General features: G+C 58.1%; 22 protein-coding genes. 15 read left to right on the plus strand and 7 right to left on the minus strand.

From position 1 onward, the window contains the following. Positions 1 to 117: 117 nt before the first annotated feature. Complete coding sequence (locus J4E00_RS26520) at positions 118 to 2655, plus strand: TonB-dependent receptor (protein WP_208178374.1); 2538 nt, start codon at positions 118 to 120, stop codon at positions 2653 to 2655. Positions 2656 to 2776: 121 nt separating this feature from the next. Further along, complete coding sequence (locus J4E00_RS26525; protein ID WP_208178375.1) at positions 2777 to 4069, plus strand: PepSY-associated TM helix domain-containing protein; 1293 nt, start codon at positions 2777 to 2779, stop codon at positions 4067 to 4069. 101 nt (positions 4070 to 4170) lie between these two features. Here the strand turns inward: J4E00_RS26525 and J4E00_RS26530 are convergent, their stop codons facing one another. Next, positions 4171 to 4941 carry a sulfite exporter TauE/SafE family protein gene (locus J4E00_RS26530; RefSeq protein ID WP_208178376.1) on the minus strand — a complete coding sequence of 257 codons (771 nt, stop codon included), beginning with the start codon at positions 4939 to 4941 and terminating at the stop codon, positions 4171 to 4173. 86 nt (positions 4942 to 5027) lie between these two features. Between J4E00_RS26530 and J4E00_RS26535 the strand changes: the two genes are divergently transcribed. Beyond that, positions 5028 to 5747 (plus strand): SIMPL domain-containing protein, encoded by a 720-nt coding sequence (locus tag J4E00_RS26535; RefSeq protein ID WP_208178377.1) that lies wholly within the window; start codon positions 5028 to 5030, stop codon positions 5745 to 5747. Between the two features lie 117 nt (positions 5748 to 5864). On the opposite strand, the gene J4E00_RS26540 is transcribed toward J4E00_RS26535, so the two are convergent. Further along, positions 5865 to 6200, minus strand: a complete 336-nt coding sequence (locus J4E00_RS26540; RefSeq protein WP_208178378.1) for a hypothetical protein — start codon at positions 6198 to 6200, stop codon at positions 5865 to 5867. Positions 6201 to 6299: 99 nt separating this feature from the next. After that, positions 6300 to 7913, minus strand: a complete 1614-nt coding sequence (dnaB, locus tag J4E00_RS26545; protein WP_208178379.1) for a replicative DNA helicase — start codon at positions 7911 to 7913, stop codon at positions 6300 to 6302. Between the two features lie 346 nt (positions 7914 to 8259). On the opposite strand from dnaB, the gene J4E00_RS26550 reads away from it, so the two are divergent. Together J4E00_RS26550 and J4E00_RS26555 are read left to right on the plus strand one after the other, a co-directional pair. Beyond that, positions 8260 to 9672 (plus strand): UDP-N-acetylmuramate--L-alanine ligase, encoded by a 1413-nt coding sequence (locus J4E00_RS26550; protein WP_262898466.1) that lies wholly within the window; start codon positions 8260 to 8262, stop codon positions 9670 to 9672. Continuing rightward, the gene (locus tag J4E00_RS26555; RefSeq protein WP_208178380.1) at positions 9672 to 10376 is read left to right on the plus strand and encodes an alpha/beta fold hydrolase; all 705 of its coding nucleotides are present in this window, start codon (positions 9672 to 9674) and stop codon (positions 10374 to 10376) included. The genes J4E00_RS26550 and J4E00_RS26555 overlap by 1 nt, the downstream gene beginning before the upstream one ends. Positions 10377 to 10513: 137 nt before the next feature. Here the strand turns inward: J4E00_RS26555 and J4E00_RS26560 are convergent, their stop codons facing one another. Further along, positions 10514 to 11071 carry a hypothetical protein gene (locus J4E00_RS26560; RefSeq protein ID WP_208178381.1) on the minus strand — a complete coding sequence of 186 codons (558 nt, stop codon included), beginning with the start codon at positions 11069 to 11071 and terminating at the stop codon, positions 10514 to 10516. Between the two features lie 113 nt (positions 11072 to 11184). Then, positions 11185 to 11979, minus strand: a complete 795-nt coding sequence (locus tag J4E00_RS26565) for a M48 family metallopeptidase (protein ID WP_208178382.1) — start codon at positions 11977 to 11979, stop codon at positions 11185 to 11187. 198 nt (positions 11980 to 12177) lie between these two features. On the opposite strand from J4E00_RS26565, the gene J4E00_RS26570 reads away from it, so the two are divergent. The 7 genes from J4E00_RS26570 (at position 12178) to J4E00_RS26600 (ending at position 19892) form a co-directional block, all read left to right on the plus strand. Further along, the gene (locus J4E00_RS26570; RefSeq protein ID WP_208178383.1) at positions 12178 to 12792 is read left to right on the plus strand and encodes a fumarylacetoacetate hydrolase family protein; all 615 of its coding nucleotides are present in this window, start codon (positions 12178 to 12180) and stop codon (positions 12790 to 12792) included. A 122-nt stretch (positions 12793 to 12914) separates the two neighbouring features. Further along, positions 12915 to 14912, plus strand: coding sequence for a M23 family metallopeptidase (locus J4E00_RS26575; RefSeq protein WP_208178384.1), 1998 nt, complete (start codon positions 12915 to 12917; stop codon positions 14910 to 14912). Between the two features lie 253 nt (positions 14913 to 15165). Then, the gene (bcp, locus tag J4E00_RS26580) at positions 15166 to 15612 is read left to right on the plus strand and encodes a thioredoxin-dependent thiol peroxidase (RefSeq protein WP_208178385.1); all 447 of its coding nucleotides are present in this window, start codon (positions 15166 to 15168) and stop codon (positions 15610 to 15612) included. A gap of 247 nt (positions 15613 to 15859) precedes the next feature. Further along, positions 15860 to 16747 (plus strand): transketolase, encoded by an 888-nt coding sequence (locus tag J4E00_RS26585; RefSeq protein WP_208178386.1) that lies wholly within the window; start codon positions 15860 to 15862, stop codon positions 16745 to 16747. Between the two features lie 136 nt (positions 16748 to 16883). Continuing rightward, the gene (locus tag J4E00_RS26590; protein ID WP_317196677.1) at positions 16884 to 18257 is read left to right on the plus strand and encodes a vWA domain-containing protein; all 1374 of its coding nucleotides are present in this window, start codon (positions 16884 to 16886) and stop codon (positions 18255 to 18257) included. A 2-nt stretch (positions 18258 to 18259) separates the two neighbouring features. Continuing rightward, a complete protein-coding gene (locus J4E00_RS26595) occupies positions 18260 to 18886 on the plus strand; it encodes a GldL-related protein (protein WP_208178387.1) in 627 nt (208 codons plus the stop codon). A gap of 49 nt (positions 18887 to 18935) precedes the next feature. Next, positions 18936 to 19892, plus strand: coding sequence for a transketolase family protein (locus tag J4E00_RS26600; protein WP_208178388.1), 957 nt, complete (start codon positions 18936 to 18938; stop codon positions 19890 to 19892). 95 nt (positions 19893 to 19987) lie between these two features. Here J4E00_RS26600 and J4E00_RS26605 read toward each other — a convergent pair whose 3' ends face one another. Beyond that, entirely contained in the window at positions 19988 to 20509 is a 522-nt protein-coding gene (locus tag J4E00_RS26605; RefSeq protein ID WP_208178389.1) for an SgcJ/EcaC family oxidoreductase, read from the minus strand. Between the two features lie 325 nt (positions 20510 to 20834). Beyond that, positions 20835 to 21314: an SgcJ/EcaC family oxidoreductase gene (locus tag J4E00_RS26610; RefSeq protein ID WP_208178390.1), complete on the minus strand. Its 480-nt coding sequence runs from the start codon at positions 21312 to 21314 to the stop codon at positions 20835 to 20837. Between the two features lie 307 nt (positions 21315 to 21621). On the opposite strand from J4E00_RS26610, the gene J4E00_RS26615 reads away from it, so the two are divergent. The 3 genes from J4E00_RS26615 to J4E00_RS26625 all read left to right on the plus strand — a co-directional run bounded on the left by J4E00_RS26615 (position 21622) and on the right by J4E00_RS26625 (position 23205). Next, a complete protein-coding gene (locus tag J4E00_RS26615) occupies positions 21622 to 22170 on the plus strand; it encodes an RNA polymerase sigma factor (protein ID WP_208178391.1) in 549 nt (182 codons plus the stop codon). A gap of 65 nt (positions 22171 to 22235) precedes the next feature. Beyond that, positions 22236 to 22700, plus strand: a complete 465-nt coding sequence (locus J4E00_RS26620; protein WP_208178392.1) for a hypothetical protein — start codon at positions 22236 to 22238, stop codon at positions 22698 to 22700. 16 nt (positions 22701 to 22716) lie between these two features. Next, a complete protein-coding gene (locus tag J4E00_RS26625; protein ID WP_208178393.1) occupies positions 22717 to 23205 on the plus strand; it encodes a hypothetical protein in 489 nt (162 codons plus the stop codon). Positions 23206 to 23231 lie beyond the last annotated feature (26 nt).

The raw sequence follows: 23231 nt of genomic DNA on the forward strand, positions 1-23231 counted from the left end.
ATGCGTGTAATGCATAAGTTTCTGGCGGGATTCTGATTTTTTATCCGTGTACTATTTGTAACGATTCTAAATAGGCTGCACCTTTGCACCATATTTTGAATGTTTCTAAATAATACCATGCGTCACCTTTTCGCTTTTCTGCTTGCCTCGTCGGTTCCGGTTACTGTTTTAGCCCAGCGCCCGGCGCATCAGCATTCGAAGCATCATGACCAGACGGGTATTGTAACGGGCCGCGTGGTGCAGGCCGACGGCAAAGCAGCCGAGCAGGTTTCGGTGCGGGTGAAGGGTACCCAACTTGGTACCACTACCGCCGCCGATGGCAGCTTCGAGCTCAATATTCCGGCGGGCTGGCAGGTGCTCACGGTCAGCTGCCTGGGCTGCACGCCGCAGGAAGTGACCGTGGAAGTGAAAGCCGGCCAGCGCGTAGAAGCGGCCGCCGTGCGCCTGGCCGCTGGCGAGCAGCAGCTAACCGAAGTGACCGTGACCGGCAACAAGGGGCTGAACGAGCGCACCCCCAGCGTGGGCAAGATGCCCATTGCACCGCTCGACAATCCCCAGGCCACGCTCACCATCGAGCGACCGGTGCTGGAGCAGCAGCAGGCCCTGCGCCTGAGCGATGTGCTGGCCAACGTAGCCGGCGTGTACGTGATGGGCTCTACCGGCGGCACGCAGGAGGAGATTGCCAGCCGCGGCTTTGCCTACAGCAGCTCCAATACCTTCAAAAATGGAGTGCGCTTCAACAACGGCATCATGCCCGAAGTAAGCTCGCTGGAGCGCATGGAAGTGCTGAAGGGCAGCGCGGCCATCCTCTACGGCAACGTATCGGCCGGCGGTGTGTTGAACCTCGTGACCAAGAAACCACAGTTTCAGCGCGGTGGCTCGGTGGGGCTGCGTGTGGGCAGCTTCGGCTTTGTGAAGCCCCAGTTTGATGTGTACGGTGCTGTGGGCCAGAGCAACAAGGTCGCCTTCCGCCTAAACGGCACCTACGAGCGCGGCGACAGCTACCGCGACGGCGTGAGCAGCGACCGTGTGTATGTGAACCCCTCGCTGCTTTTCCGCCTCACGCCCAAAACCGAATTGATTATTGAGGGCGACTATCTGCGCGATAACCGCACGCCAGACTATGGCATCGGGGCCATTGATTACCAGATTCAGGATTCGCGCAGCCGCTTCCTGAACGTAGCCGGCGCCAACAACGCTACCAACCAGACCAGCGCTACCGCTACGCTTACCTCGCACCTCAACGAGGCTTGGCAGGTGCGGGCTGTAGGCTCATTCCAACGCTACGACAACGCTCTGAAAAGCGCCGCCCGTCCCACCAGCATTGTGGCCACGCCCGGTGCTACCTACGGCAACTGGACGCGCAGCCTGCAGCGCACCGAAACCGCCGAAAACTACTTCCTGGCCCAGTTGGACCTGACCGGAAATTTCCGTACCGGCTTCGTAGGCCACACCCTGCTGGTAGGGGCTGATGCCGACCAGTACGACACCAACACGCTGGCCTACACCAACCCGGCCTCGCCGTCGAAGCCCACTACCGCCGTTTCGACCTACGATGTTATCAACATCCTGGACCCCGATAAGGTGATTGCCCAGCCCGCCGAGCGTCTCACCGATTTCAATAGCTTGGTGCGCAACTCGCTGACCAAGGGCAACACCCGCCGTGCCGGCTTCTACGCCCAGGATTTGCTCAGCCTGTCGGATAAAGTGAAGGTGCTAGCCGGCCTGCGCTGGAGCTACCAGGAAACGCCCAGCGACGTGTATACCTACAATACGATTGCCAGTGTGGCGGCTAAAACAGCCAATACCTACGTGGAGAACCGTCGGTACGACAACGCTTTTTCGCCACGTCTGGGTTTGGTGTACCAGCCTATTAAGACGACCTCGCTGTTTGCTTCCTACGCCAATTCCTTTGCCCCCAATACCGGGCTTGACCTGCAGGGCAATTCGCTGGCCCCGTCGCTCATCGACCAGTATGAAGTGGGCATCAAAAACGAGCTATTCAAAGGTGCTCTCTCAGCTAACGTAACAGCTTACCGCATCGTGAACAGCAACCAGTCCCAGAGCGTACTGCCCACCGACCCGCGCTACACCACCAACTTCACTACCAGCCCCATGGAACTGGCCGGTCAGGTTATTAGCAAAGGGGTAGAAGTGGACGTGCAGAGCCGTCCTGTCAACGGCATCTCGCTCATCGCAGGCTACAGCTACAACTTCACGGCTTATGAGAAGAGCAACATCTATGAAGATGGCAGCCGCCTGCGCTACAACCCTGCCCATACCGCCAACGCCAGCTTGTACTATAGCTTCGGCAATGTGTTCGCCAATGGCGTGCTGCGCGGCCTGAATGCCGGCGTTACGGCCTACTACGTAGGCGACCGCCTCGCCGGCCGCAACAACCGCACCCTGAACCCCGCCACTGGCAAGCCTTGGGTAGATACCAACAACAATCCGATTAACGACGCTTTCAAACTGATTGCCTTGCCCAACTACTTCCTCTTCGACGCCTCACTCGGCTATTCATACGAGCGGGTTTCGGTGCGCGTCAAGCTGGCTAATCTGCTCAACGAGCTGAGCTACAATGTGCACGACGACAACAGCATCAATCCCATCGCACCGCGTAACTTCTCGGCTACGGTTACCTACAAGCTCTAGTCCGCGCTTTATTCAGCAACTGCCACTTGCGCAAATACGCAGCTGTGAATCCAGCCGTGTATTTGCGCAAGTGGCAGTTGCTGAATAAACTGCTTTAAAAACGAATCACCTACACAATCTCATGACTCCGGTTAAATCTGCTTTCCGCACCGTTCACCTCTGGTTAGGTCTGGCTTCAGGGCTGATTATCGTTTTTGTGTGCCTGACCGGCAGTATCCTGGCTTTTGAGAAGGAAATTGAGCAGTCCTGGCATTCGAAGCGGTACTTCGTGACGCCTGCTACTACGCCGCGCCTATCGCTGGCTCAGCTGGCCGAAGCCGTGAAAGCCTACAAGCCCAAAGCCCAAATCAGCGGCTTCAAGCTCTACGCCGACCCTGCTCGCACCGTGGAAGTGAGCCTCGCCGGCGGTCCTGGTGGCAAAGGCGGCGAGCGTGGCGGGGCTGGCCGGGGAGAAGGGCACCAACGGGATAGCGAAGGCAGCCAAAGCAACGCTTCAGAAGGGCGTGGTGGGCGTATGGCCGGAGCTGGCCAGCCCGGTGAAGGCCCCGGCAAAGGCGGCAAGGGCGGCAAAGGCGAGGGTGGCGGCCCACGCATCTTCGTGAATCCCTACACAGCGGCTGTAACGGGCGAATTGGACCCACGTGACAACTTCTTCAAAACCGTGGAGAAACTGCATCGCGGCTTAGTAGCGGGCAAAGTGGGCAAGCTCGTGATGGGCATCAGCGCGTCGATGTTCCTCTTTATTCTGGCCACTGGCCTGGTGCTGTGGTGGCCTACCGCGCGCAAAGCCCTCAAGCCGCGCCTGACGGTGAAGTGGGGTAGTAGCTGGAAGCGCCTCAACCACGACTTCCACATCTCGCTTGGTTTCTATGCGTCCGTGTTCCTGTTTATCATGGCCCTGACGGGCGTGGGCATGTCGTTCGATTGGGTAGGCGCGGGCATCAACAAGCTCACCCATTCACCCATGAAACGCCCCGAGCCGCCCGTATCGGCCGCGCCTGCCGTGCCCGGCGCCGCACCCTTTGCCGCCGATGCTGTGCTGGCCCTGGCCCGCCAGCAAGCCCCCGATGCGGAGTCGTACATCCTGCAAATGCCAAAGGAGCCGACGGGCAGCATTCGGGTGGGCGTGTTGCGCCCCGGTGCCGTGACCGAAAACGCGACCGATGACGTGTACCTCGACCAATACTCAGGCAAAGTCATCAGCACCCAGACCTATGCGCAGCGGCCGGCTGGCCAGCGCATTCGTGGGCTGTTCAAGCCAGTGCACACTGGTGCCATCTGGGGCCTGCCCACCAAGATTCTGGCCTTCATAATTGGCCTGCTGGGCGCTACCTTCCCCATCACGGGCACCATCATGTGGTGGAACCGGACGCGCAAGCAGCGCAAAAAGCAGCCCCAGCTACAAGCTGTGTAATCGGGAAGCATCAAGAACCAGTACCCCGACTTTCCACTTCGGCTCGCATTGCGCAAGTAATCCGGACGCAAGCCGAAGTGGAAAGTCGGGGTACTTGCTTTTCACGCAAAGGTCTCCCAGCCCAGCTTGATAATAAACGCGCTGACTACCACCAAAAACAGCACCCGCACAAAGCCTGTGCCCTGCCGCAAGGCCAGCCGCGCCCCCACCAACGAGCCGAGTACGTTGCACACGGCCATCGGCAGCGCCACCCGGTAGAGCACTTGCCCGGTTGAGATGAAATAAGCCAGCCCCGCAATATTGGTGGCCACGTTCACTACCTTAGCCGAGGCCGATGCGGCCAGAAAATCGTAGCCGAACAAGCCGACGAAGGCAAACAACAACAAACTGCCCGTGCCTGGCCCAAAAAAACCGTCGTAAAACCCAATGCTGGCCCCCAACGCGATGCCTGTCCACAACTCGCGGCTGCCCTGCAGGCGCGGTGCGTGCAAGCTGCCAAAATCCTTACGCCAGAAGGTATAGGCAGCCATGAGCACCAGCAGCGCCAGCACTAGCGGTTTCACCAACTCCTTGTTGAGGCCGCTCACGGCCCGGGCGCCCAGCAGCGCGAAGCAGCCGGCTACCACCGCTGCCACCGCCACCGTGCGCCAGCGAATGGGCACGCCCGTCAGTCCGCGCAAATACCGAAACGCCGACGCCGACGTGCCCGCCAGGCTGGCCACTTTGCCGGTGCCCAGCACTGTGGGTACCGGTACATCGGGCAGCAACAACAGCAGCGCCGGCAGCTGAATAAGGCCGCCGCCTCCCACCATACCGTCAATAAGCCCAGCCAAAAAGGCGAAAAAACAGAGTAACAGCAGCACAACAGTCATACTGCGAAGGTAACGGGTACCCTCCCGACACCCGGTTGACTGAGCAATATTGAAGTATGTGCCGCGTTGCAATCAAAACAACTGCTATGATGACAATCCAGAATTCCAGTGCCTTTCTCGCCTTGCTCGCGCTGAGTGCCTGTCAGACCAACCCTAGCGCCAACCCACCCCGCCAAGTGCGGAGCGTCGGCTACGGCAGCGTCACCGTCTACCCCGACTACGCCGAGCTGACGGTGGATGCCGACTTCACCCGCCCCCGGCTTAAGGACGCCGTAACCGAGGTTCAGGCGGTGGTCGACCAGGTGCTGGTGCTCTCCAAGCGTTACGCGCCGGGCACGAATGACGTGCGCGTGAGCAGCACTTCCTCCAATAAGGAGTTTGGGTATGTGAAGGGCAAAGAAGTCTTCACGGGATTCAACTCTTCGCAGTCGGTCACGGTCCGCATCAACGACCTGCGTCGGCTGTCGCCCTACCTCGAAGAGTTGCTGGCCACCCGCATCAGCCGCATCAAGGACCTGAGCTACGGCCACAGCCGCGCCGACAGCCTGCGCCGCGAAGCCGACGTACTGGCCCTGGTAGATGCCGGAAAAACCGCTGATAAAATGTGTGCCGCCTTACACGTTCGGCGCGGGGCCGTGCTCGAAGCCAGTGATTCGTCCAGTCCCGAAAGCAGTCACAGCGGCTGGCAGCGTCCGGCCGCTGACATCGAGCTTTACAGCAAAAGCTTCGGGGGCCGGGGCTTCAAAATGAGCCCGGAGCTGCTACGCTTCGAAAGCACCTGCAGCCTCACGTCCGCGCTGGAGTAACTCCTGGTAGGTGTTTTTACTGCCTGCTTAAGCCAGTAAAACTGCTCAACAAGCAACTGCTGACAACAATATCGAGACGCGTCCCTTCGCGTCTCGATATTGTTGTCAGCAGCTTCATTAATAAGGAAAAGGGCTATTGTCGGCCGTCCCCGCAATGGTCAGTAGGTAAACCATCAGGGCAACAAGTGGCAACGTGATTGCCAGGCAAATGAGCAAGGGCTTGCGGATGCTTTTAGCCGGAAATTCGGCCGGATTTTCCACGTATTTTTTGAAATAGCTTTCCAGACCTACGGCCCCTGCGTAGCCTACCACCAGCGGCAACCAACTCCCACTCAACTTATCTGGTAAGTAGGAAGTCAGCCACAACAGGACTACCGTGTAAGCAATACTGCCCCACAGGGCTTTGCGGGCTGCTTCGGGCTGGCCCACATCGCGCAGATTTTGCGACATCATTGCCCCTCCCGCAATGGCGCTGAACAGGATGCAAAACCCGCGGATGGCCCGCGCTGAATAGAGCGGCGGCTTAAGAGATAAAGGCTCGGGCTGCACAGTTTAAAAAGGTGGCTCTTCGTGCGTGTTGAAGTTGCCTTTCGGGAAGGCCTGCGGAGACTCGTTAATCTTCGAGCCCAATCTGATGGTATTCGGTGCAAACGGGCTGGGTTCGCTGTCGAAATTGCTGGCCGGTAGGCCCATGGGCTGGTAGCCGCTGCTATCGAAACCGCCGCCCATGCCATCGAGGTCGGCAAACTTGGTGAACTTGCCGATGAACTTAAGCTGCACCGTTTCGAGTGAGCCGTTCCGGTGCTTAGCAATGATGACTTCGCCCACACCTTGGGTCGAATTGCCTTCGGCATCCTGGTCAAGGCCGTAGTATTCGGGGCGATAGAGGAAGATTACCATGTCGGCATCCTGCTCGATGGAGCCCGATTCGCGAAGGTCGCTCAGCTGCGGTTTCTTGTCGCCACCACGCGTTTCCACCGAGCGCGAAAGCTGCGACAGCGCCAGCACGGGCACGTTTAGCTCCTTGGCAATGCCCTTGAGGGCCCGCGAGATACTGGCAATTTCCTGTTCACGGTTGCCGCCGCGGCCGTCGGTATTGCCGCTCATCAGCTGCAGGTAGTCGACAATAATCATCTGCACATCCTTCTGCGAGCGCAGCCGGCGGCACTTGGTGCGCAGCTCCCGGATGCTCAGGCCCGGCGTGTCGTCGATGTAAATGGGGGCCGCCGAGAGGGCCGTGATTTTGTGGTTGAGCTGCTGCCACTCGTGGTCGGCTAGGCTGCCCTTCTTGATTTTCTCCGAATCCAGCTCCGCTTCTGCTGAAATTAGACGGTTAACCAACTGCAGCGAAGACATTTCCAGCGAGAAAATGGCCACTGCCTTCTTAAAATCGACTGCCGCGTTGCGCATGGCCGAAACCACGAAGGCGGTTTTGCCCATCCCTGGCCGGGCAGCAATAATCACGAGGTCAGAGGGTTGCCAGCCACTGGTGACGCGGTCCAGGGCGGTGAAGCCTGTGGGCACGCCGGTCAGGCCATCCGACTGGTTTTTCTTTTCTTCCAGTTCTTTGATTGCTTTGCCCATCAAGCTCCGCATGTCATCAAAGTTCTTCCGAATGTTGGATTCCGAAACCTCAAACAAGGCCGATTCGGTGTCGTCAAGCAGCTTGAATACGTCGGTGGTATCCTCGAAGGCATCGCGCTGGATTTCGCTGGAAATGCGAATCAGCTCGCGCTTGATAGCCGTTTCGGTGATGATACGAGCGTGGTATTCCACGTTGGCCGCCGAGTTTACTTTCAGCGTCAGGTTGGCTACGTAGAAGGGGCCGCCGCAGGCTTCGAGCTCGCCCATCTCGCGTAGCTCGTGCACCACCGTAAGTTGGTCGATGGGCTCAGATTTGTCAAACAGCCGGATGACGGCGCGGTAAATGCGCTGGTGCGCATCCTTGTAAAAGCTCTCGGGCTTGAGCAGGTCAATCACCGAGGTAAGGGCATCTTTTTCCAGCATCAGGGCGCCGAGCACGGCCATTTCGAGCTCAGGAGCTTGGGGCGGCAACTTGCCGGCCGCGCTGGCATTGGCGGGAACAACCACACCGCCCCGGTTGCTCCAGGCCGCTTTGGCTCGGGCTGCGGATTGTTTCAGGCGGTCGTCCATTTGGTCGGGCATGGGAAGGGCGGAAGGTGACAGGAAGGTATTGTAACAGAAGAAATAGGCAATGCTGCTAAGCAAAGCCTAAGACCGGTGCAGGCAGTTCAAGAGGGGTAAGTACGGCATGCAGTACTTACAAAGTTAACCCCGGCGATGCGGAAAAGAGTGGCGACAAACCCGATTCTTTTGGCTAGGCAATGGCTGCGGCGGCCGGGCGTTTGTACTTTCGCGCCCTTGCTTTCCAGTTGTCAGTTGCTGGTTGTCAGTTATCAGGAATGAAGTGCTTACAACTAATTTCTGGGTATCTCATTCCTGATAACTGACAACCAGCAACTGACAACGAATAACTAATTCACTACCTGATTTGGAATCCGCCCTTAGTCCCACCCAGCCCGCACAACACGTTGGCACAAGCCAAGCCATCCACCTGATTGCGGTGGGAGGCAGCATCATGCACAACCTGGCGCTGGCCCTGCACCGCCGGGGTGCCCACGTCACGGGCTCCGACGACGAAATTTTTGAGCCCGCTAAGGGCCGTCTGGCTGCTGCCGGCTTGCTGCCGGCCCAGGAGGGCTGGGATGCCAGCCGCATCACGCCCGATTTGTCGGCTGTCATTGTGGGTATGCATGCCCGCCCCGACAACCCCGAACTGCTCCGTGCGCAGGAGCTAGGCCTGAAAATCTACTCTTTTCCCGAATATATCTACGAAGCCAGCCGCGATAAGCAGCGCATCGTCATCGGCGGCTCGCACGGCAAGACCAGCATTACAGCCTGCATTCTGCACGTGCTGCGGTTTCACGGGCGCAAGTTCGACTATGCCGTGGGGGCGCAGCTGGCGGGCTTCGATTTAATGGTGCAGCTGACGGAGGATGCGCCCATTATCATCATCGAGGGCGATGAGTATTTGTCATCGCCGGTAGACCGGCGGCCGAAGTTTCACCTCTACCAGCACCACATTGGGGTGATTTCAGGCATCAGCTGGGACCACATCAACGTGTTTCCGACCGAGGAAATCTACCGCGAGCAATTCCGCATTTTCGCCGATATGACGCCCAAAGCCGGCGTGCTCATCTACGACCGCGACGACGAGCAAACCCAACTCATTGCCGTGCCCACCAATCCCGACGTGACCTACATCGGCTACGGTCCGCACGAGCACGTCATCCGCGACGGGCGCACGTTTTTGCTGAATAAGAAGGACGAGGAGGTGCCAGTACAGGTATTTGGCGAGCACAACCTGCGCAACATTTCGGCCGCCAAGGAGGTGTGCAAGCAGTTGGGCATCAAAGGCAAAGATTTCTTCCGGGCTGTGGCTACGTTCCCTGGTGCAGCACGGCGGTTGGAGCTGGTGCGGCAGGGAGCTACGTCGGTGGTATATAAGGATTTTGCCCACGCGCCCAGCAAGCTTAAAGCCACGGCCACGGCTTTGAAAAAGCAGTTTCCGCAGCGGCGCCTCGTGGCCTGCCTGGAGCTGCACACCTTCAGTAGCCTCAATCCGGCCTTTCTGCCGCAGTACGCGCACTGCTTCGATGCGCCCGACGTAGCGGTGGTATACTTCAACCCGCACGTGCTGGAACACAAGCGCCTGCCGCCGCTGGCCGCTGCTACCGTGGCCGAAGCCTTTCAGCGCCCCGATATCAAAGTGATTACCGATAGCGCCGAGCTGGCGGCATTTTTACGCAGCCAGAACTGGGCCAATGCCAACCTGTTGCTCATGTCCTCGGGTACGTTTGATGGCCTAGACCTGGCTGCACTGGCCACTGAAATCACCGGTTAATGGAAAAGCCAACGCTGCTGCTGCTGCACGGGGCCTTGGGTAGCCCCGAAACCCTGCAACCGCTGGCCAAGCGGCTGGCCGGGGATTTTACGGTCAAATCATTTGCCTTTGCCGGCCACGGCGGACGCGAGGTTGACACGGAAACCTTTAACCTGCCGCACTTCGCGGCAGAAGTGTTGGCTTTTTTAGTCGAGCAGGAAACGGCGCCTGTACACGTTTTTGGCTACAGTATGGGCGGCTACGCTGCCTTGCTGGCCGCCAGCCAAGAACCGAAGCGCTTTGCATCCATCACCACGCTAGGGACCAAACTGGATTGGTCGCCCGAGTCGGCGGCAGCCGAAGCGCGCTTGCTCGACCCGGATAAGATGCTGGCGAAAGTACCGGCTTTTGTTGAAGTACTGCGCCAGCGCCATGCTCCGGCCGACTGGGCCGCCGTAGTGCGGGGCGTAGCCAGCCTGATGGCAGCTGCCGGGGCTAACCCGCCGCTAACGGCCACCGACTTCGCCGCATTATCCGTGCCCGTGCAAGTGCTGATGGGCGATGGCGACCTAACCCCCGAGCGGGGAGACGCCAGCAGAACCCTGGCTGCGCAACTGCCACACGGCCACTATGCGGTGCTGCCCAATACCCCACACCCAATCGAACGAGTCGATATCAGCGACTTAGCGAACCGGGTTCAGCGTTTCGCAGTCGCTCATTCCTGACAAAGAGTCCATCAAAAAAGCCCGCTATTCAGCGGGCTTTTTTGATGCTGGCGGTGCGGATGCCTGCTTGCGGTCGGTGGTGATGAGCAGGGCCAGGGCGGTGAGGGCCGCCCGGAGCAGCCATTTATTGCGTGTGGTCATTTGGCGGCGAAAAGGGAGACGCTGTTGGTAACCTTGAGGTCGCAGGTGTTGCCGCCGGAATTTTCGTCGCAGCTGGTGCCCACAATGCGGCCGTTCTCAAAGTTAAAGAAACACGTGGGACAACCAATGCCGGTCAGGGTGTAGCACTCGGCATTGGGGCGCAGGTAAAACGTGTTGTCGCCGCCAGCGGTGAGGGGCAAGGCCATGGCCCGAAACCGGCCGTAGCGCAGGCCCATACCGATGATGTAGTAGCTGATGGGGTCATTCGGGCCAGCCGGAGCTTTGCGCACCAGCACTTTGTCGATGACCGTGCCATCGTTAAACTGCCGGATAAAGGCCTGCGCCAGCTCGTTGCGCGGAGTAATATATTCGGTGCTGCTGTCGGTGAAATGCACGATTTGCCGGCTTTCGGGCTTGGCAATTACTTCGCCTTTGATGCGGTTGGGGCTGCCAAACTCACCACCGCCCGGCTTCGTGCTTTCGCACGACATCACGAGCAGCATGACCAGTAAGCTCAATAAGCCCAAACCAAGCAGACGAGGAAGAAAATTCATGTTTAATGGTTAATGAGTAGTGATTAATAATCAGCGGCTAGTGAAAGAGAAGCATTTGGTGGGAGCGGCTGGCCAATGTCCATCAACCACTAATCACTAACCCTTAATCACTATTATTTGGGTCGGTAGTACTTGCGCGCTTCGGGTAGCTCGCGCTGAATGTCGGCGATGCGGGTGCCGTTGGAAGGGTGAGTAGAGAGGAACTCGGGTGGCGCGGCGGCACCGGAGCGGGCATCCATGCGCTGCCAGAACGCTACGGCGCCGTCGGGATTGTACCCGGCCATGGCCATAAAAATCAGACCCAGGTGGTCGGCTTCCGATTCCTGGTTGCGGCCGTATTTCAGCAGGCCCACCTGCGAGCCGACCCCGAAGGCCTGGAGCGCCAGCTGCTGCGTGCCCGCGCTGTTGTTGGCCAGCGCTACCGATAGCGCCTGGCCGCCATACTGCTGCAACAGGCCCTGGCTCATGCGCTCGTTGCCGTGCTTGGCCACGGCGTGGGCAATTTCGTGGCCCAGCACCACGGCCAGGCCGGTATCGTCCTGCGTGATGGGCAGGATGCCGGTGTACACGGCTACTTTGCCGCCGGGCATGCACCAGGCGTTTTCCTGCTTATCGTTGATGACGTTGAACTCCCACTGGTAGCCAGCCAGCTGGTCAGAGGCGTTTTGCTGGCGGAAATAGGTTTCAACGGCCTGCTGAATGCGCTGGCCCACGCGGCGCGTCTGGGCTACTTGCTCGGAGTTGGTGGAGAGCGGGCCTTTGGCGATGACTTCGCGGTACTGCGTTGTGGCCAGGGAGTTGACTTCGCTGTCGCTGACGAGGCTGAGCTGACTGCGGCCCGTGATGGGCACCGTGGAGCAGGCCGACACAAAGGCCAGCCCGGCGGCGAGGGTGAGGTGTTTGAGCATGGGGCAAGAAAAGAAAAAGGTGGAAGCAACCGCCGACTGCACGCAGCCCGGCGTCGGCTGCCAGTTGGCGCCTATACGGCGACAGGCCGGCAAAATGTTTTGCAGCGGCAGTAGGACAGGCGAAAAACCAGCTTTTGGTTGCCGCAAGCGGCCGCCAGGGCGTAGTTTTGACTTCCCTCCCGCCAGCCTTTCTCCCCCATGAAAATCATTTGCATCGGTCGCAACTATGCCGACCACATTGCCGAGCTACAGAACGAAGTGCCGTCGGCGCCCGTCATTTTTATGAAGCCCGAAACGGCACTGCTCCAACGCGGCCAGCCGTTCTTCATTCCCGAATTCTCGCAGGACATCCACCACGAGCTGGAATTGGTACTGCGCGTGAGCAAGAACGGCCGCCACATTGAAGAGTCCTTCGCTCACACGTATTTTGATGCCATCGGCCTGGGCATCGACTTCACTGCCCGCGACTTGCAAAGCGAGCTGAAGAAGAAAGGCCTGCCCTGGGAACTGGCCAAAGCCTTCGACGGCTCGGCTCCGATTTCGCCCACCTTCAAGCATGTGGCCGAGTTTACGGACCTGGCCAACATCAACTTCCACCTTGAAGTGAACGGCGAAACCCGCCAGACCGGCAACTCCAGCCTCATGCTGCACCCATTTGCCAAAATCATCAGCTTCGTATCAAAATACGTTTCGCTGAAAATGGGCGACCTGATTTTCACCGGTACGCCCGCTGGCGTAGGCCCGGTAAAAATCGGCGACCAGCTGACCGGATATTTGGAAGGGGAGAAGCTGTTGGAATTGAACGTACGTTAAGCGTGGGGGCAGTGCTTGTGCCCGCCCGGCGTTGAACGGACATGGTTGAACGGCTATTTGCGCAATAACCAACGTTCAACACCGGGCGGGGGCAAGCTCCACCCCGACATTAGAATATCAAGTTGAAGAATAAAGCAACACTGATTTTTGGCCTATTTCTGGCCTGTACAGCTTCGTGGCCACGCCACGCTGGCAGCCAGGAGGCCGACTCCTCCGACCACGAGCACAGACTGAGCGAGATGCTGAACGGCGGCCGGCCGGTAGTGGCGCCCGGCTACTTTATGTTTCCCATTGCGCCGGGCAAGCCCAATTTCCTGGCCGGCAGCATGGGCGAATTGCGGCCCAACCACTTCCACGGCGGGCTCGACATCAAGACCGGTGGTGGGGTGAACCAACCCGTGTACGCCGCCGCCGATGGCTACATCTCGCGCCTCAAGCAGTCGTCGTTTGGGTATGGCAACGTGCTCTACATCACGCACCCCAATGGGCTCACCACCGTGTACGGCCACCTCAACGACTTCCGGGGCCCCGTGGCGGCCGAGCTGCTGCGCCGCCAGTACGAGAAGCAGAGCTACGAGGTGGAAATGTTTCTGCCCAAGGACCAGTTTCCGGTGCAGCGCGGGGAGCTGGTGGCGCTGAGCGGCAACACCGGCGGCTCGGCTGGCCCGCACCTGCACTGGGAAGTGCGCGATGCCCAGGACCGGCAGTACAACCCGCTGCAATGGGGCGGCTTTGCCGAGATTCAGGACCATGTGGCGCCTACATTGCAGGCCTTTGCGGTGGAGCCGCTGGGCATTGAGGCGCGGGTGAAGAAGGTGTTTACCAAGGCGCTGTTTGTGCCCAAGGTGCAGCCGGGGCCGGGCGTAGCCACCACCTGGACCGATACCATCAGCGCCTTCGGGACGGTGGGACTGCTGGTGCAGGGCTTCGACAGGTTTGACAATGCCTGGAACCGCAACGGCATCCAGCGCGTGACCATGACAGTGAACGGGCAGCCGTTTTACCAGCACACCATCGATGCGGTACCGTTTCCGACGGGCACGCGGCAGGTGGGCAACTTCGTTGATTTCCTGTACCAGAACACCCAGGGCCGCACCCTGCAAAAGCTGTGGGTGGACGAAGGCAACGACTTGGCCATGTACGCCACCGGTGCCACCAAAGGCCGCCTGACCGTGGAAGCCGGCAAAACCTACGCCGTCGACATCACCCTGGCCGATTCCTACAACAACCAGACGCTCCTGCACTTGGTGCTGCGCGGCGAGCAGCCGGAGTACTTCAAAACCCGCTCGGCCGCCGTGAAAAAGCCGGCCCTGCGCTTCGAGATAACGCGCAACCTGCTCAAAGCCGTGGTAGCCGACCCCAGTGCCGATTCGGTAGCAGCCAACCTAACGCTGTTGCGTAGCAACCGGCGCCTCGAAATCCGGCCCAGCTACACGCAGAACAGCGAAAATGTATACCTCTACGACCTGCGCGCCGGCCTGCCCGATTCCATCCGCTTCGGCAGCATTACCAAGAAGTTTGACCGGCAGGTGATGATTCCGGCCGGCAAGGAATTTAGCTACGCCACAGCGCACCTCAACCTGGTATTCGGCCCCGAAACGCTGTTCGGCAACCTGTACCTGAGCACCGCCTACAAGCCCGAGCCGCCGGGCCACGGCTTCTGGACGGTGGGTTCGCCGCTGCTGCCGCTTTACCACACGGCAGTGCTCACCCTCAAAACCACCCCGCCTGCCGACCCGCAGCGCACGGCCATCTACGCGGCTACGCCGAAAGGGGGCCGGGCCTATCTGGGCGGCAAGTGGGACGAGCAAGGCAACATCACGGCCAACATCCGCCAGTTTGCCTCCTACCGCATCCTTACGGATACCGTGGCCCCCAAAGCCAGCCTAATCGGCCGGCCCGGCGGGCAGCTGCTCTTCCGCGTCGGCGACGACCTCTCGGGGCTGGCTACCTTCCGCCTGCTCATTGGCGGTAAATTCCGCCTGCTGCGCTTCGAGCACAAGAACTCGACTCTGTTCACCATCGCCACCGACACTGTGGGCGCCCGCCTGCGCGGCCCCGCCGAACTGCGCCTGACGGACCAGGCCGGCAACGAGCGGGTGATTCCGCTGAGCTTGTAAGCTGGGTAGGAGGCGAAAGCGAATAGAACGTCCTGCTCATGTGGCGTCCGCGCCGCCGAAGCATCTCGCATGCCACCACTAACTTTTTTCTCGCGATTGAATTACTACCCCAAGCGAGATGCTTCGGCGGCGCGGACGCCACATGAGCAGGACGGCATTTAGAACGTTCCGCGTGCTTTTCGTTCCGTTAACTCTTGCGCTCGCATCTCTATACTCTCAGACTCTGCCTTCGCCTCCTTATACCTTAAAACTCATGACCCTCGAACCCGGCCAACCCGCCCCCGACTTTACCGCCATCGACCAGGATGGCAATACCGTTTCCCTGAGAGATTTCCGTGGCCAGAAAGTGGCTCTGTATTTCTATCCGAAGGACGACACGCCGGGCTGTACTGCCCAGGCCTGCAACCTGCGCGACCACCAGGAGGAGCTGAAAGCAAAGAACATTCAGGTCATCGGTGTGAGCATCGATGGCGAGGCGGCGCACAAGAAATTCGCCCTCAAATACGACCTGCCCTTCCCGCTGCTCGTCGATACCGACAAAAGCATTGTGCAGGCCTACGGCGTGTGGCAGGAGAAGAAAAATTACGGCAAAACTTACATGGGCACCGTTCGCACCACGTTTTTGATTGACGAAAGCGGCTTGGTTGAGAAGATTATCAAGAAAGTAGATACCAAGGAGCACGCCGCCCAACTGCTTTAGCCGCTATGCCGAAAGGCGACGGCCACCGTACGCACGTACCAGGGGCATTTCCGCGCGGCGAGGCCTGCGATACGTGCGTACCAACACCGTTTTCATTTGGCAAAATGCCTTGCATTTGCGTACTGCCAGCACCTATTCCAGCCGGCTCTATCGCAACCGATTGCAATAGGCTGGCCCTAAAAAACGCCTGTTCGTGCATCCCGCCGTTCGTTACCTTTACCCACTGAACCCATTCACCCGAACCCTTATGGCCGATACCACCACCGCCAAAACCGTTGAACAACCTGAGAAATCCAACGAGGAGCTCAAGGAAATAGCCACCCAGGTGCGCCGCGACATCGTGCGCATGGTGCATGCCGTGAACTCGGGCCACCCCGGCGGTTCGCTCGGCATCACCGATTTGCTGGTTGCTCTCTACTTCAAGGTGATGAAGCATCACCCCGAGCCCTTCGATATGAACGGCAAGGACCAGGACCTGTTTTTCCTGTCCAACGGCCACACGTCGGCTACCATGTACTCGTGTTTAGCGCGGTCGGGCTACTTCCCCATCAGCGAGCTGAGCACTTTCCGCAAGCTGAATTCGCGCCTCCAGGGCCACCCCACTACGCACGAGGGCTTGCCCGGCGTGCGCGTGGCCTCGGGCTCGCTGGGCCAGGGCCTGAGCGTGGCCTGCGGCGCTGCCCAGGCCAAAAAAATGAACGGCGACAAGCAGCGCGTCTTCGTGCTCATGGGCGACGGCGAGCTGGAAGAAGGCCAGAACTGGGAGGCGGCCCTCTACGCCAGCCACCACAAAATCGACAACCTGATTGCCATCGTGGACCGCAACGGCCAGCAGATTGACGGCTCGACCGACGAAATCGGTGGCCTCGGCGATGTAGCTGCCAAGTTCAAAGCCTTCGGCTGGCACGTCATCGAAGGCGACGGCAACCACTTCGATTCCCTCATCCCAACCCTCGAAAACTGTGTGGCCGCCGCCGGCAAAGCCAAACCCGTCATGTTCATCATGGACACGAAAATGGGCTTCGGCGTTGATTTCATGATGGATGGCCACAAGTGGCACGGCGTCGCGCCGAACGATGCCCAGCTGGCCACCGCTCTCGATGAGCTGAAAGTAGGAACCGAAGGCGACTACTAGCATGATGTGCTCACGTCAACCTCACCCCCTGACCCCCTCTCCCAAAAAGAGGGGGCACCGGAAATGCCTCAACGGTAATCGTCAGGCTCCCCTCTCTCTTGGAGAGGGGCCGGGGGGGAGGTTTGCCGTCTGGGCGGTGCTACTGTTGGGACTGTTGTTCGGTTCGCAAAGCGCCCGCGCCCAAAATGCACCCGTCGAAAAGTCCAAAGTCACCCGCATCCTGTTTCTGCTTGATGCGTCGGGTTCGATGATGGCGCCTTGGGAAGGCCAGCCCCGCTGGAACGTGGCCAAGCGCATGCTCAGCAAAATGGTCGACTCGCTCAATACCTACCCCAACCTGGAGGTAGCCCTGCGCGTGTACGGCCACCAATACCCCAACTCGGAAAAAAACTGCGAGGACTCGCGGCTCGAAGTGCCGTTTGCTCCGCGCAACGCGGCGGCCATCAAGAAAAAGCTGACCGAGCTGAAGGCCCAGGGCAACACGCCCATCACGTATTCGCTGCTGCAATCGGCCAACGACTTTCCAACGGATAAGTCGTCGCGCAACGTGCTGCTGCTAATAACCGACGGTCTCGAATCGTGCAACCGCGACCCCTGCGCGGCTTCCATCGCCTTGCAGCGCAAGCACGTTTTCCTCAAGCCCTTCGTCATTGGCATCGGGGCCGAGCGGGATTTTGGCAAGCAGTTGGAATGCCTCGGCCAGTACTACAATGCTGCCGAAGTAGCCACCTTCCGCACGGTAATGAACGATGTCATCGCCAAGACCCTGAGCAAAACCACTGTATCGGTGAACCTTACCGATGCCAACGGCAAGCCCGTGGAAAGCAACGTCAACATGACTTTCGTGAACAACGTGACCGAGCAGCCGGAGTATAACTACGTGCACTACCGCGATGCCCAGGGCAAAGCCGACGTGCTCGATATCGACGCCCTCCAGAGTTACGACCTCGTGATAAACACGGTGCCGCCCGTGCGCCAGGCTAACATCCCCATCACCCCGGGCAAGGCCAACGTGCTCACCTACAAAACACCGCAGGGCACGCTTTGGCTGCAAAACCCGCCGCTCACCCCCAACCCATATGGCACCATTCGGGCAGTGGTACGTAGCCAAGCCGGGGCCACGGTCACAGCCGGCGTCTTCGGCACTCGCCAGAAGCTGCTGGCTGGCAACTACGAAGTAGAAGCCCTGACTTTGCCTCGCACGGTGCGCCGCATCACTATCAAGCAAGGCCAGGAATACACCTTCACCTACGACTCGCCCGGCACCCTCAACGTCACCTCCGACCTGAAAGGCTTCGGCAGCATCTACCAGCTCAACGACGACGAATCCCAGACCTGGATTTATAGCCTACCCGAAGGCAGCAGCAGCAAAATCAACCTGCCCATGCAGCCCGGTGCTTACCGCTTGGTATTCCGCACTGCCACCAGCAATGGTAGCAAGTACACCGATGTGCGCAACTTCAGCATTCGTAGCGGGCAGACGACTTCAGTAGCCATTTTTGGGAAGTAGTAATGGAAGCGCAAGAGCCTATTAAAAGCTTTCTGTATGATGTACTCCTTCCTAAAATGGAATGGCTACTGTGGTTCGTTACTTTCTGGGGTTTTGTAGCCAGTTGGTATCAGTTGGCAGGGTGGGCTACTTTGTTGATTGTAGCTTTTTACAATCTCGCAGTAGTCAGTTTCCTAAGTGCTTTCTCCCCTTATAATTCAATTGATAGGTATGAGCCGTATTTTGAACCTATCACCATGCAAGAAGAGCGGGAGAAAGAGTCTTCCTTTTTTCTGAATATTCTTTCCCCCAAAATTATTGGTATAGCTGGTGCAGTTGTGTTATTCGGAACACTTTGCAAACTAATGTTTTGGACTGGATATTCCACAATGTTGTTAGCCGGCACCGGCTGGTTGCTCATCATCGTGGTAGTAATGGCTTTTAGCCAGCGGATGAATATGCGTGCGTTTACGCTCGCTATACTTGGTAGCTCAATGCTATGCGTGTCGTCTGAAACCCTAATGCGCCAGTTACATCGCGACGACCCCAAATTAGTAACGTTGATGGTTTACCAGATTCAACATCCGCATGACCGAGCCGCCGCAGAAGCTGTGCGGAGTCATGTAAATCAAAAACGCATTCAGCGTTAAACTCATTTCAATGCCAAAGCCGCTCGCGGCCCTCAACCCAAACATCCCAATGAAAGACTTCCCCTACACCGAATCCAAAGACACCCGCAGCGGCTTCGGCGCTGGCCTGGCCGAGCTGGGCAAAACCAACCCCAACGTAGTCGCCCTCTGCGCCGACCTCACCGGCTCGCTCAAAATGGACGCCTTCAAGAAGGAAAACCCCGACCGGTTTTTCCAGGTAGGCATTGCCGAGGCCAACATGATGGGCGTGGCCGCGGGCATGACCATTGGCGGTAAAATTCCCTTCACGGGCACCTTTGCTAACTTCAGCACCGGCCGCGTCTACGACCAGATTCGCCAGAGCATTGCCTACTCGGGCAAGAACGTGAAAATCTGCGCCTCGCACGCTGGCCTCACGCTGGGCGAAGACGGCGCCACCCACCAGATTCTGGAAGACCTGGGCATGATGAAAATGCTGCCCGGCATGACCGTCATCAATCCCTGCGACTACAACCAGACCAAAGCCGCCACCATCGCCATCGCCGACTACGAAGGCCCGGTGTACCTGCGCTTCGGTCGCCCTGTGGTGCCCAACTTCACGCCCGCCGACCAGAAGTTTGAAATCGGCAAAGCCTGGACCCTGAACGAAGGCACTGACGTGAGCATCTTCGCCACCGGCCACCTGGTGTGGAAAGCTGTGCTCGCCGGTAAGCTCCTGGCTGAGAAAGGTATTAACGCCGAAATTATCAACATCCACACCATCAAGCCGCTCGACGACGAGGCCATCCTGGCCTCGGTGCGCAAAACCCGTTGCGTGGTAACGGCTGAAGAGCACCAGATGAACGGTGGCCTCGGCGACAGCATCGCTCAACTGCTGGCCCGCGAAGAGCCCCTGCCCCTGGAAATGGTGGCCGTGCACGACAGCTTCGGCGAAAGCGGCACCCCCGACCAGTTGATGGAAAAGTACCACCTCAACGAAGCCGCCATTGTGGAGGCCGTGGAGGCGGTGATGAAGCGCAAAAAATAATGTCCGTCGGTTAATCAAAAAGCCCCCGCAGCTACTGAAGCTGTGGGGGCTTTTTGATGCTAAAAAATCAACAAAAAGGTACTAGTATTCAACCGCTAATGAGTTGTTGGTAGTTTAGTGGCTCTCGGGTCAATGAGGGTGTTCTGTCCGGAGGAAAGGAGCCAAGTGCCGTTCTTTTTCACGTAAACCAACGTCAGGAGATTATCGGTTTCGGGCGTCCTGTTCGTAACCCGGTCGATGCCATCGGGTGGGAAAAGCGAACCCACATGACAAACCAGATGCGCAATGGCCACATCACTTGTCAGAAACCGGATGTCTAAACTCTTCCGTGTGAAAGGAACTCCTTTAAAAAAATAATCAAACCCGGTTTGGTGGGAGCTTTTTACTTCCGCTTTTCCTTTCCACCACATCCCCACAATGTTGACCCAGTCAACATCTTCTGTGACATATGCATCCATGTTTTTAAACTCGTGGGTGTTCCAATCAGAAACCATGCGGTTCACCTGACTATCAATGGCTGTTTTATCGCGCTCAATTGCTTGCGAGCCACCTTGAGCAAACGAAGAGAAGCTGACAAAGACTAAGAAAAGACAGAGGGTTAATTTATGGGTTGACATGGCTTCTGCTATTAAGAATGTTCAAGTTTGAGGTAACCGCTCTTTTGTGGATGACGCACAACAGTTGAGTTGTCGCAACGTGCAGCTTGTGTCTGTGGCAGCAATATGACCAACCATGAATAGTGCGTTATTCCACCCAAGTAAGACTGCTTGCTCCAATGGGCCGGTTATAATCTCAGGCTGTCCGGAGTAGGGCGGGTAGGTAGTCATTAGCCGCTGGCTCGTGGCGCATCCCAGCTACTAGCAAGGCCTTGCTGAAGTAAGAAGAAAAGGCTTGCAACACGGGATGGCTGGCCGGTAAGCGAAGCGGCGATTGAGTAGCGCTTTATTTGATTCCCTCGTTCAGCTTTGCGTTCTGCCCAGCCAGAATACGCCAGGCGCCGTCGCGTTTGGTAAGCACAATGGTTCTGCGAAACTCGAAGGTTTGGCCGGGGTAACGTTCGTCGCCGGTGAGCCCGGTGCGCACGTGCATAATGGCCACGTCCGGTTTCACAAAAGCCACATCCTCAATGGAACGGGTATAATAGTGCGAGGCTTTGAAGTACGTGCTGTGTACGGTTTGGTAGTGTTCCTGAATTTCTTGCCGTCCTTTCGAGTAAGCGCCAAACCAATTGACCCAAGTGGCATCGGTGTGGTATTGTTCGGCCAGGGCTTTTGCATCGTGACGGTTCCAGGCGTTTTCATAATTTGCCACCACCAATCGAAGCGCGGCGTCTTCTTTGGATTGGTTGAGCTGTTGGGCGGCTGTGTGCAGCGTTAGTCCCAGGATGCCGGCAAGCAACTGGATTACAAAAAGTTTTCTCATGGCTCTGTCTGTTTTCAGGGTAGTAGTGGCGAGTTGAGATTTCCTGGGCAGAAGGTTGGTTGCATGCGATAGGTAGTTGAAGGCTAGATAGGATGATGGATTCTTGCTTACAATATATAAACAATAATATACTAGAAGCAGAGGCGTAATTTGATGCTGGTAATCAATGGCTGTGGTGGCAAATGCCGCCCGACGCCTGTGCGCATGGTGCTACAGCCCCAATATTTTTCGCCACCGGCATTAAACGCAACCTTTGCCTGGGCGTCAAACACCCGCCTTCGCCGCCCAGGCAAGATTCCCTTCGCGTTTGGAAGACCACGAAATCCTCACCAAGTTCCAGGACCCCGCCAGTCGTAACCTGGCGTTCAACCAGCTCGTGCGCAAGTACCAGAGCAAGGTGTACTGGCACGTGCGCAAGATGGTGGTGGACCACGACGATGCCGACGACCTTACCCAGGACGTGTTTGTGAAGGTGTGGAAGCATCTCGAAAACTTCCGCCAGGATGCCCAGCTTTTCACCTGGATTTACCGCATTGCCACCAACGAGTGCCTGAATTTCCTGAGCAGTAAGCGCCGCAAGTTTCTGCTGCCTCTCACAGACGTAGGCGCCGAACTGGCCGCCAAAATCGAAGCCGACCCCGCCATTGCCGGCGACGAGATTGAGCTAAAGCTTCAAAAAGCCATCCTGCGCCTGCCTGATAAGCAGCGCCTCGTCTTCAACCTGCGCTACTACGACGAAATGCCTTACGAGCAAATGGCCGAAGTAACGGGCACCAGCGTGGGCGCGTTGAAGGCCAGCTACCACCACGCCGTGAAAAAAGTGGAAGAATACGTGACCCGCAATACCGACGAATAACTCCGCTCCGCACAATTTTTTACCGGCGTAATTAAACGCCGTCCCTGCTATTTCATCCTACCGTCATGAAAACTGCTTTCAAGCTAGATGCGCATCCCCGGCGGCCCCGTCCGCTGCTGAGCGAGCCGCCCGCTGGCTATTTTGATAAATTGCCCACCCAAATAATGGCCCGGCTGCCCCAGGCTGAAACCCAACAAGCTACAGGCTGGAACTGGCTCCGCTTTCTGTCGCCGGCCTTGCGTACCAGTCTGGCCTCGGTCGCAGTGCTGGGCGGTTTTGCGGCCTCTTTTTATATGAGTGGCTCGGCGCCGCTGGTGCCTGCCACTGCGCCCACTGCCGCCCTCGACGCGGTGCCGCGTACCGAGTTGGTGGGCTACCTGCTCACGAGTGGTGCCCAGGTCGAAAGCAGCGATTTGGCCATTCTTACGGCCGGTCATCCTGGTATTGCCAAAGGCTTTTTGCAGGTGTCAGAAGACGAACTGAATGAAGCCCTCGACGCGCAGCCTTCCGATGATGCCACCTATTTATAATCTCCGTTCCACTATCATGTTCGTTTTTTCATCCGTGTTTCGTTTGCTGAGTTTAGCTGCGTTGCTGCTAATGCTGGCGCCCGCCGCGCATGCCCAGGCCGGGCCGGGCAAAGGCCGCAAAGGGCAACGCCTCGGCCAGCTCGAAAACGCCAAAATTGCCTTCATCACCAACCGGGTTTCTCTAACTCAGGACCAGGCCCAGAAATTCTGGCCGCTCTACAACGAATTCTCAACTCGCCGCCGCGAGTTCAACCGCAGTGGCCGTCTGCTGCGCCGCGACGTAACCGAAGGCATGACTGACCAGCAAATCCGCGACAATTTCACGCAGGCCTTCGCCATGCGCCAGCAGGAGCTGAATCTGGAAAAGGAGTATTTCGATAAATTCCAGAAAGTTATTTCCCTGCGTCAGGTGGCCCAGCTGTTTCAGGCCGAGCGTGATTTTACCAAGGAAGTCATCCAGCGCGTGGCCGGCGCGGTCACTCAGCCTGCCATTGGTACCGACTGAGTTCGTTTTTCCTGAGTTATGCCGAG

This window comes from Hymenobacter negativus (assembly GCF_017571495.1).
GTDB classification, from domain to species: domain Bacteria; phylum Bacteroidota; class Bacteroidia; order Cytophagales; family Hymenobacteraceae; genus Hymenobacter; species Hymenobacter negativus.

Excerpts from the sequence above, each read along its gene's own strand:
- J4E00_RS26525 (WP_208178375.1), top strand. The coding sequence starts at position 2,777 with ATGACTCCGGTTAAATCTGCTTTCCGCACCGTTCACCTCTGGTTAGGT.
- J4E00_RS26605 (WP_208178389.1), bottom strand. The coding sequence starts at position 20,509 with ATGTCAACCCATAAATTAACCCTCTGTCTTTTCTTAGTCTTTGTCAGC.
- J4E00_RS26555 (WP_208178380.1), top strand. The coding sequence starts at position 9,672 with ATGGAAAAGCCAACGCTGCTGCTGCTGCACGGGGCCTTGGGTAGCCCC.
- dnaB (WP_208178379.1), bottom strand. The coding sequence starts at position 7,913 with ATGCCCGACCAAATGGACGACCGCCTGAAACAATCCGCAGCCCGAGCC.
- J4E00_RS26535 (WP_208178377.1), top strand. The coding sequence starts at position 5,028 with ATGATGACAATCCAGAATTCCAGTGCCTTTCTCGCCTTGCTCGCGCTG.
- J4E00_RS26625 (WP_208178393.1), top strand. The coding sequence starts at position 22,717 with ATGTTCGTTTTTTCATCCGTGTTTCGTTTGCTGAGTTTAGCTGCGTTG.
- J4E00_RS26530 (WP_208178376.1), bottom strand. The coding sequence starts at position 4,941 with ATGACTGTTGTGCTGCTGTTACTCTGTTTTTTCGCCTTTTTGGCTGGG.
- J4E00_RS26585 (WP_208178386.1), top strand. The coding sequence starts at position 15,860 with ATGGCCGATACCACCACCGCCAAAACCGTTGAACAACCTGAGAAATCC.
- J4E00_RS26560 (WP_208178381.1), bottom strand. The coding sequence starts at position 11,071 with ATGAATTTTCTTCCTCGTCTGCTTGGTTTGGGCTTATTGAGCTTACTG.
- J4E00_RS26600 (WP_208178388.1), top strand. The coding sequence starts at position 18,936 with ATGAAAGACTTCCCCTACACCGAATCCAAAGACACCCGCAGCGGCTTC.
- J4E00_RS26520 (WP_208178374.1), top strand. The coding sequence starts at position 118 with ATGCGTCACCTTTTCGCTTTTCTGCTTGCCTCGTCGGTTCCGGTTACT.
- bcp (WP_208178385.1), top strand. The coding sequence starts at position 15,166 with ATGACCCTCGAACCCGGCCAACCCGCCCCCGACTTTACCGCCATCGAC.
- J4E00_RS26540 (WP_208178378.1), bottom strand. The coding sequence starts at position 6,200 with ATGATGTCGCAAAATCTGCGCGATGTGGGCCAGCCCGAAGCAGCCCGC.
- J4E00_RS26595 (WP_208178387.1), top strand. The coding sequence starts at position 18,260 with ATGGAAGCGCAAGAGCCTATTAAAAGCTTTCTGTATGATGTACTCCTT.
- J4E00_RS26610 (WP_208178390.1), bottom strand. The coding sequence starts at position 21,314 with ATGAGAAAACTTTTTGTAATCCAGTTGCTTGCCGGCATCCTGGGACTA.
- J4E00_RS26570 (WP_208178383.1), top strand. The coding sequence starts at position 12,178 with ATGAAAATCATTTGCATCGGTCGCAACTATGCCGACCACATTGCCGAG.
- J4E00_RS26620 (WP_208178392.1), top strand. The coding sequence starts at position 22,236 with ATGAAAACTGCTTTCAAGCTAGATGCGCATCCCCGGCGGCCCCGTCCG.
- J4E00_RS26565 (WP_208178382.1), bottom strand. The coding sequence starts at position 11,979 with ATGCTCAAACACCTCACCCTCGCCGCCGGGCTGGCCTTTGTGTCGGCC.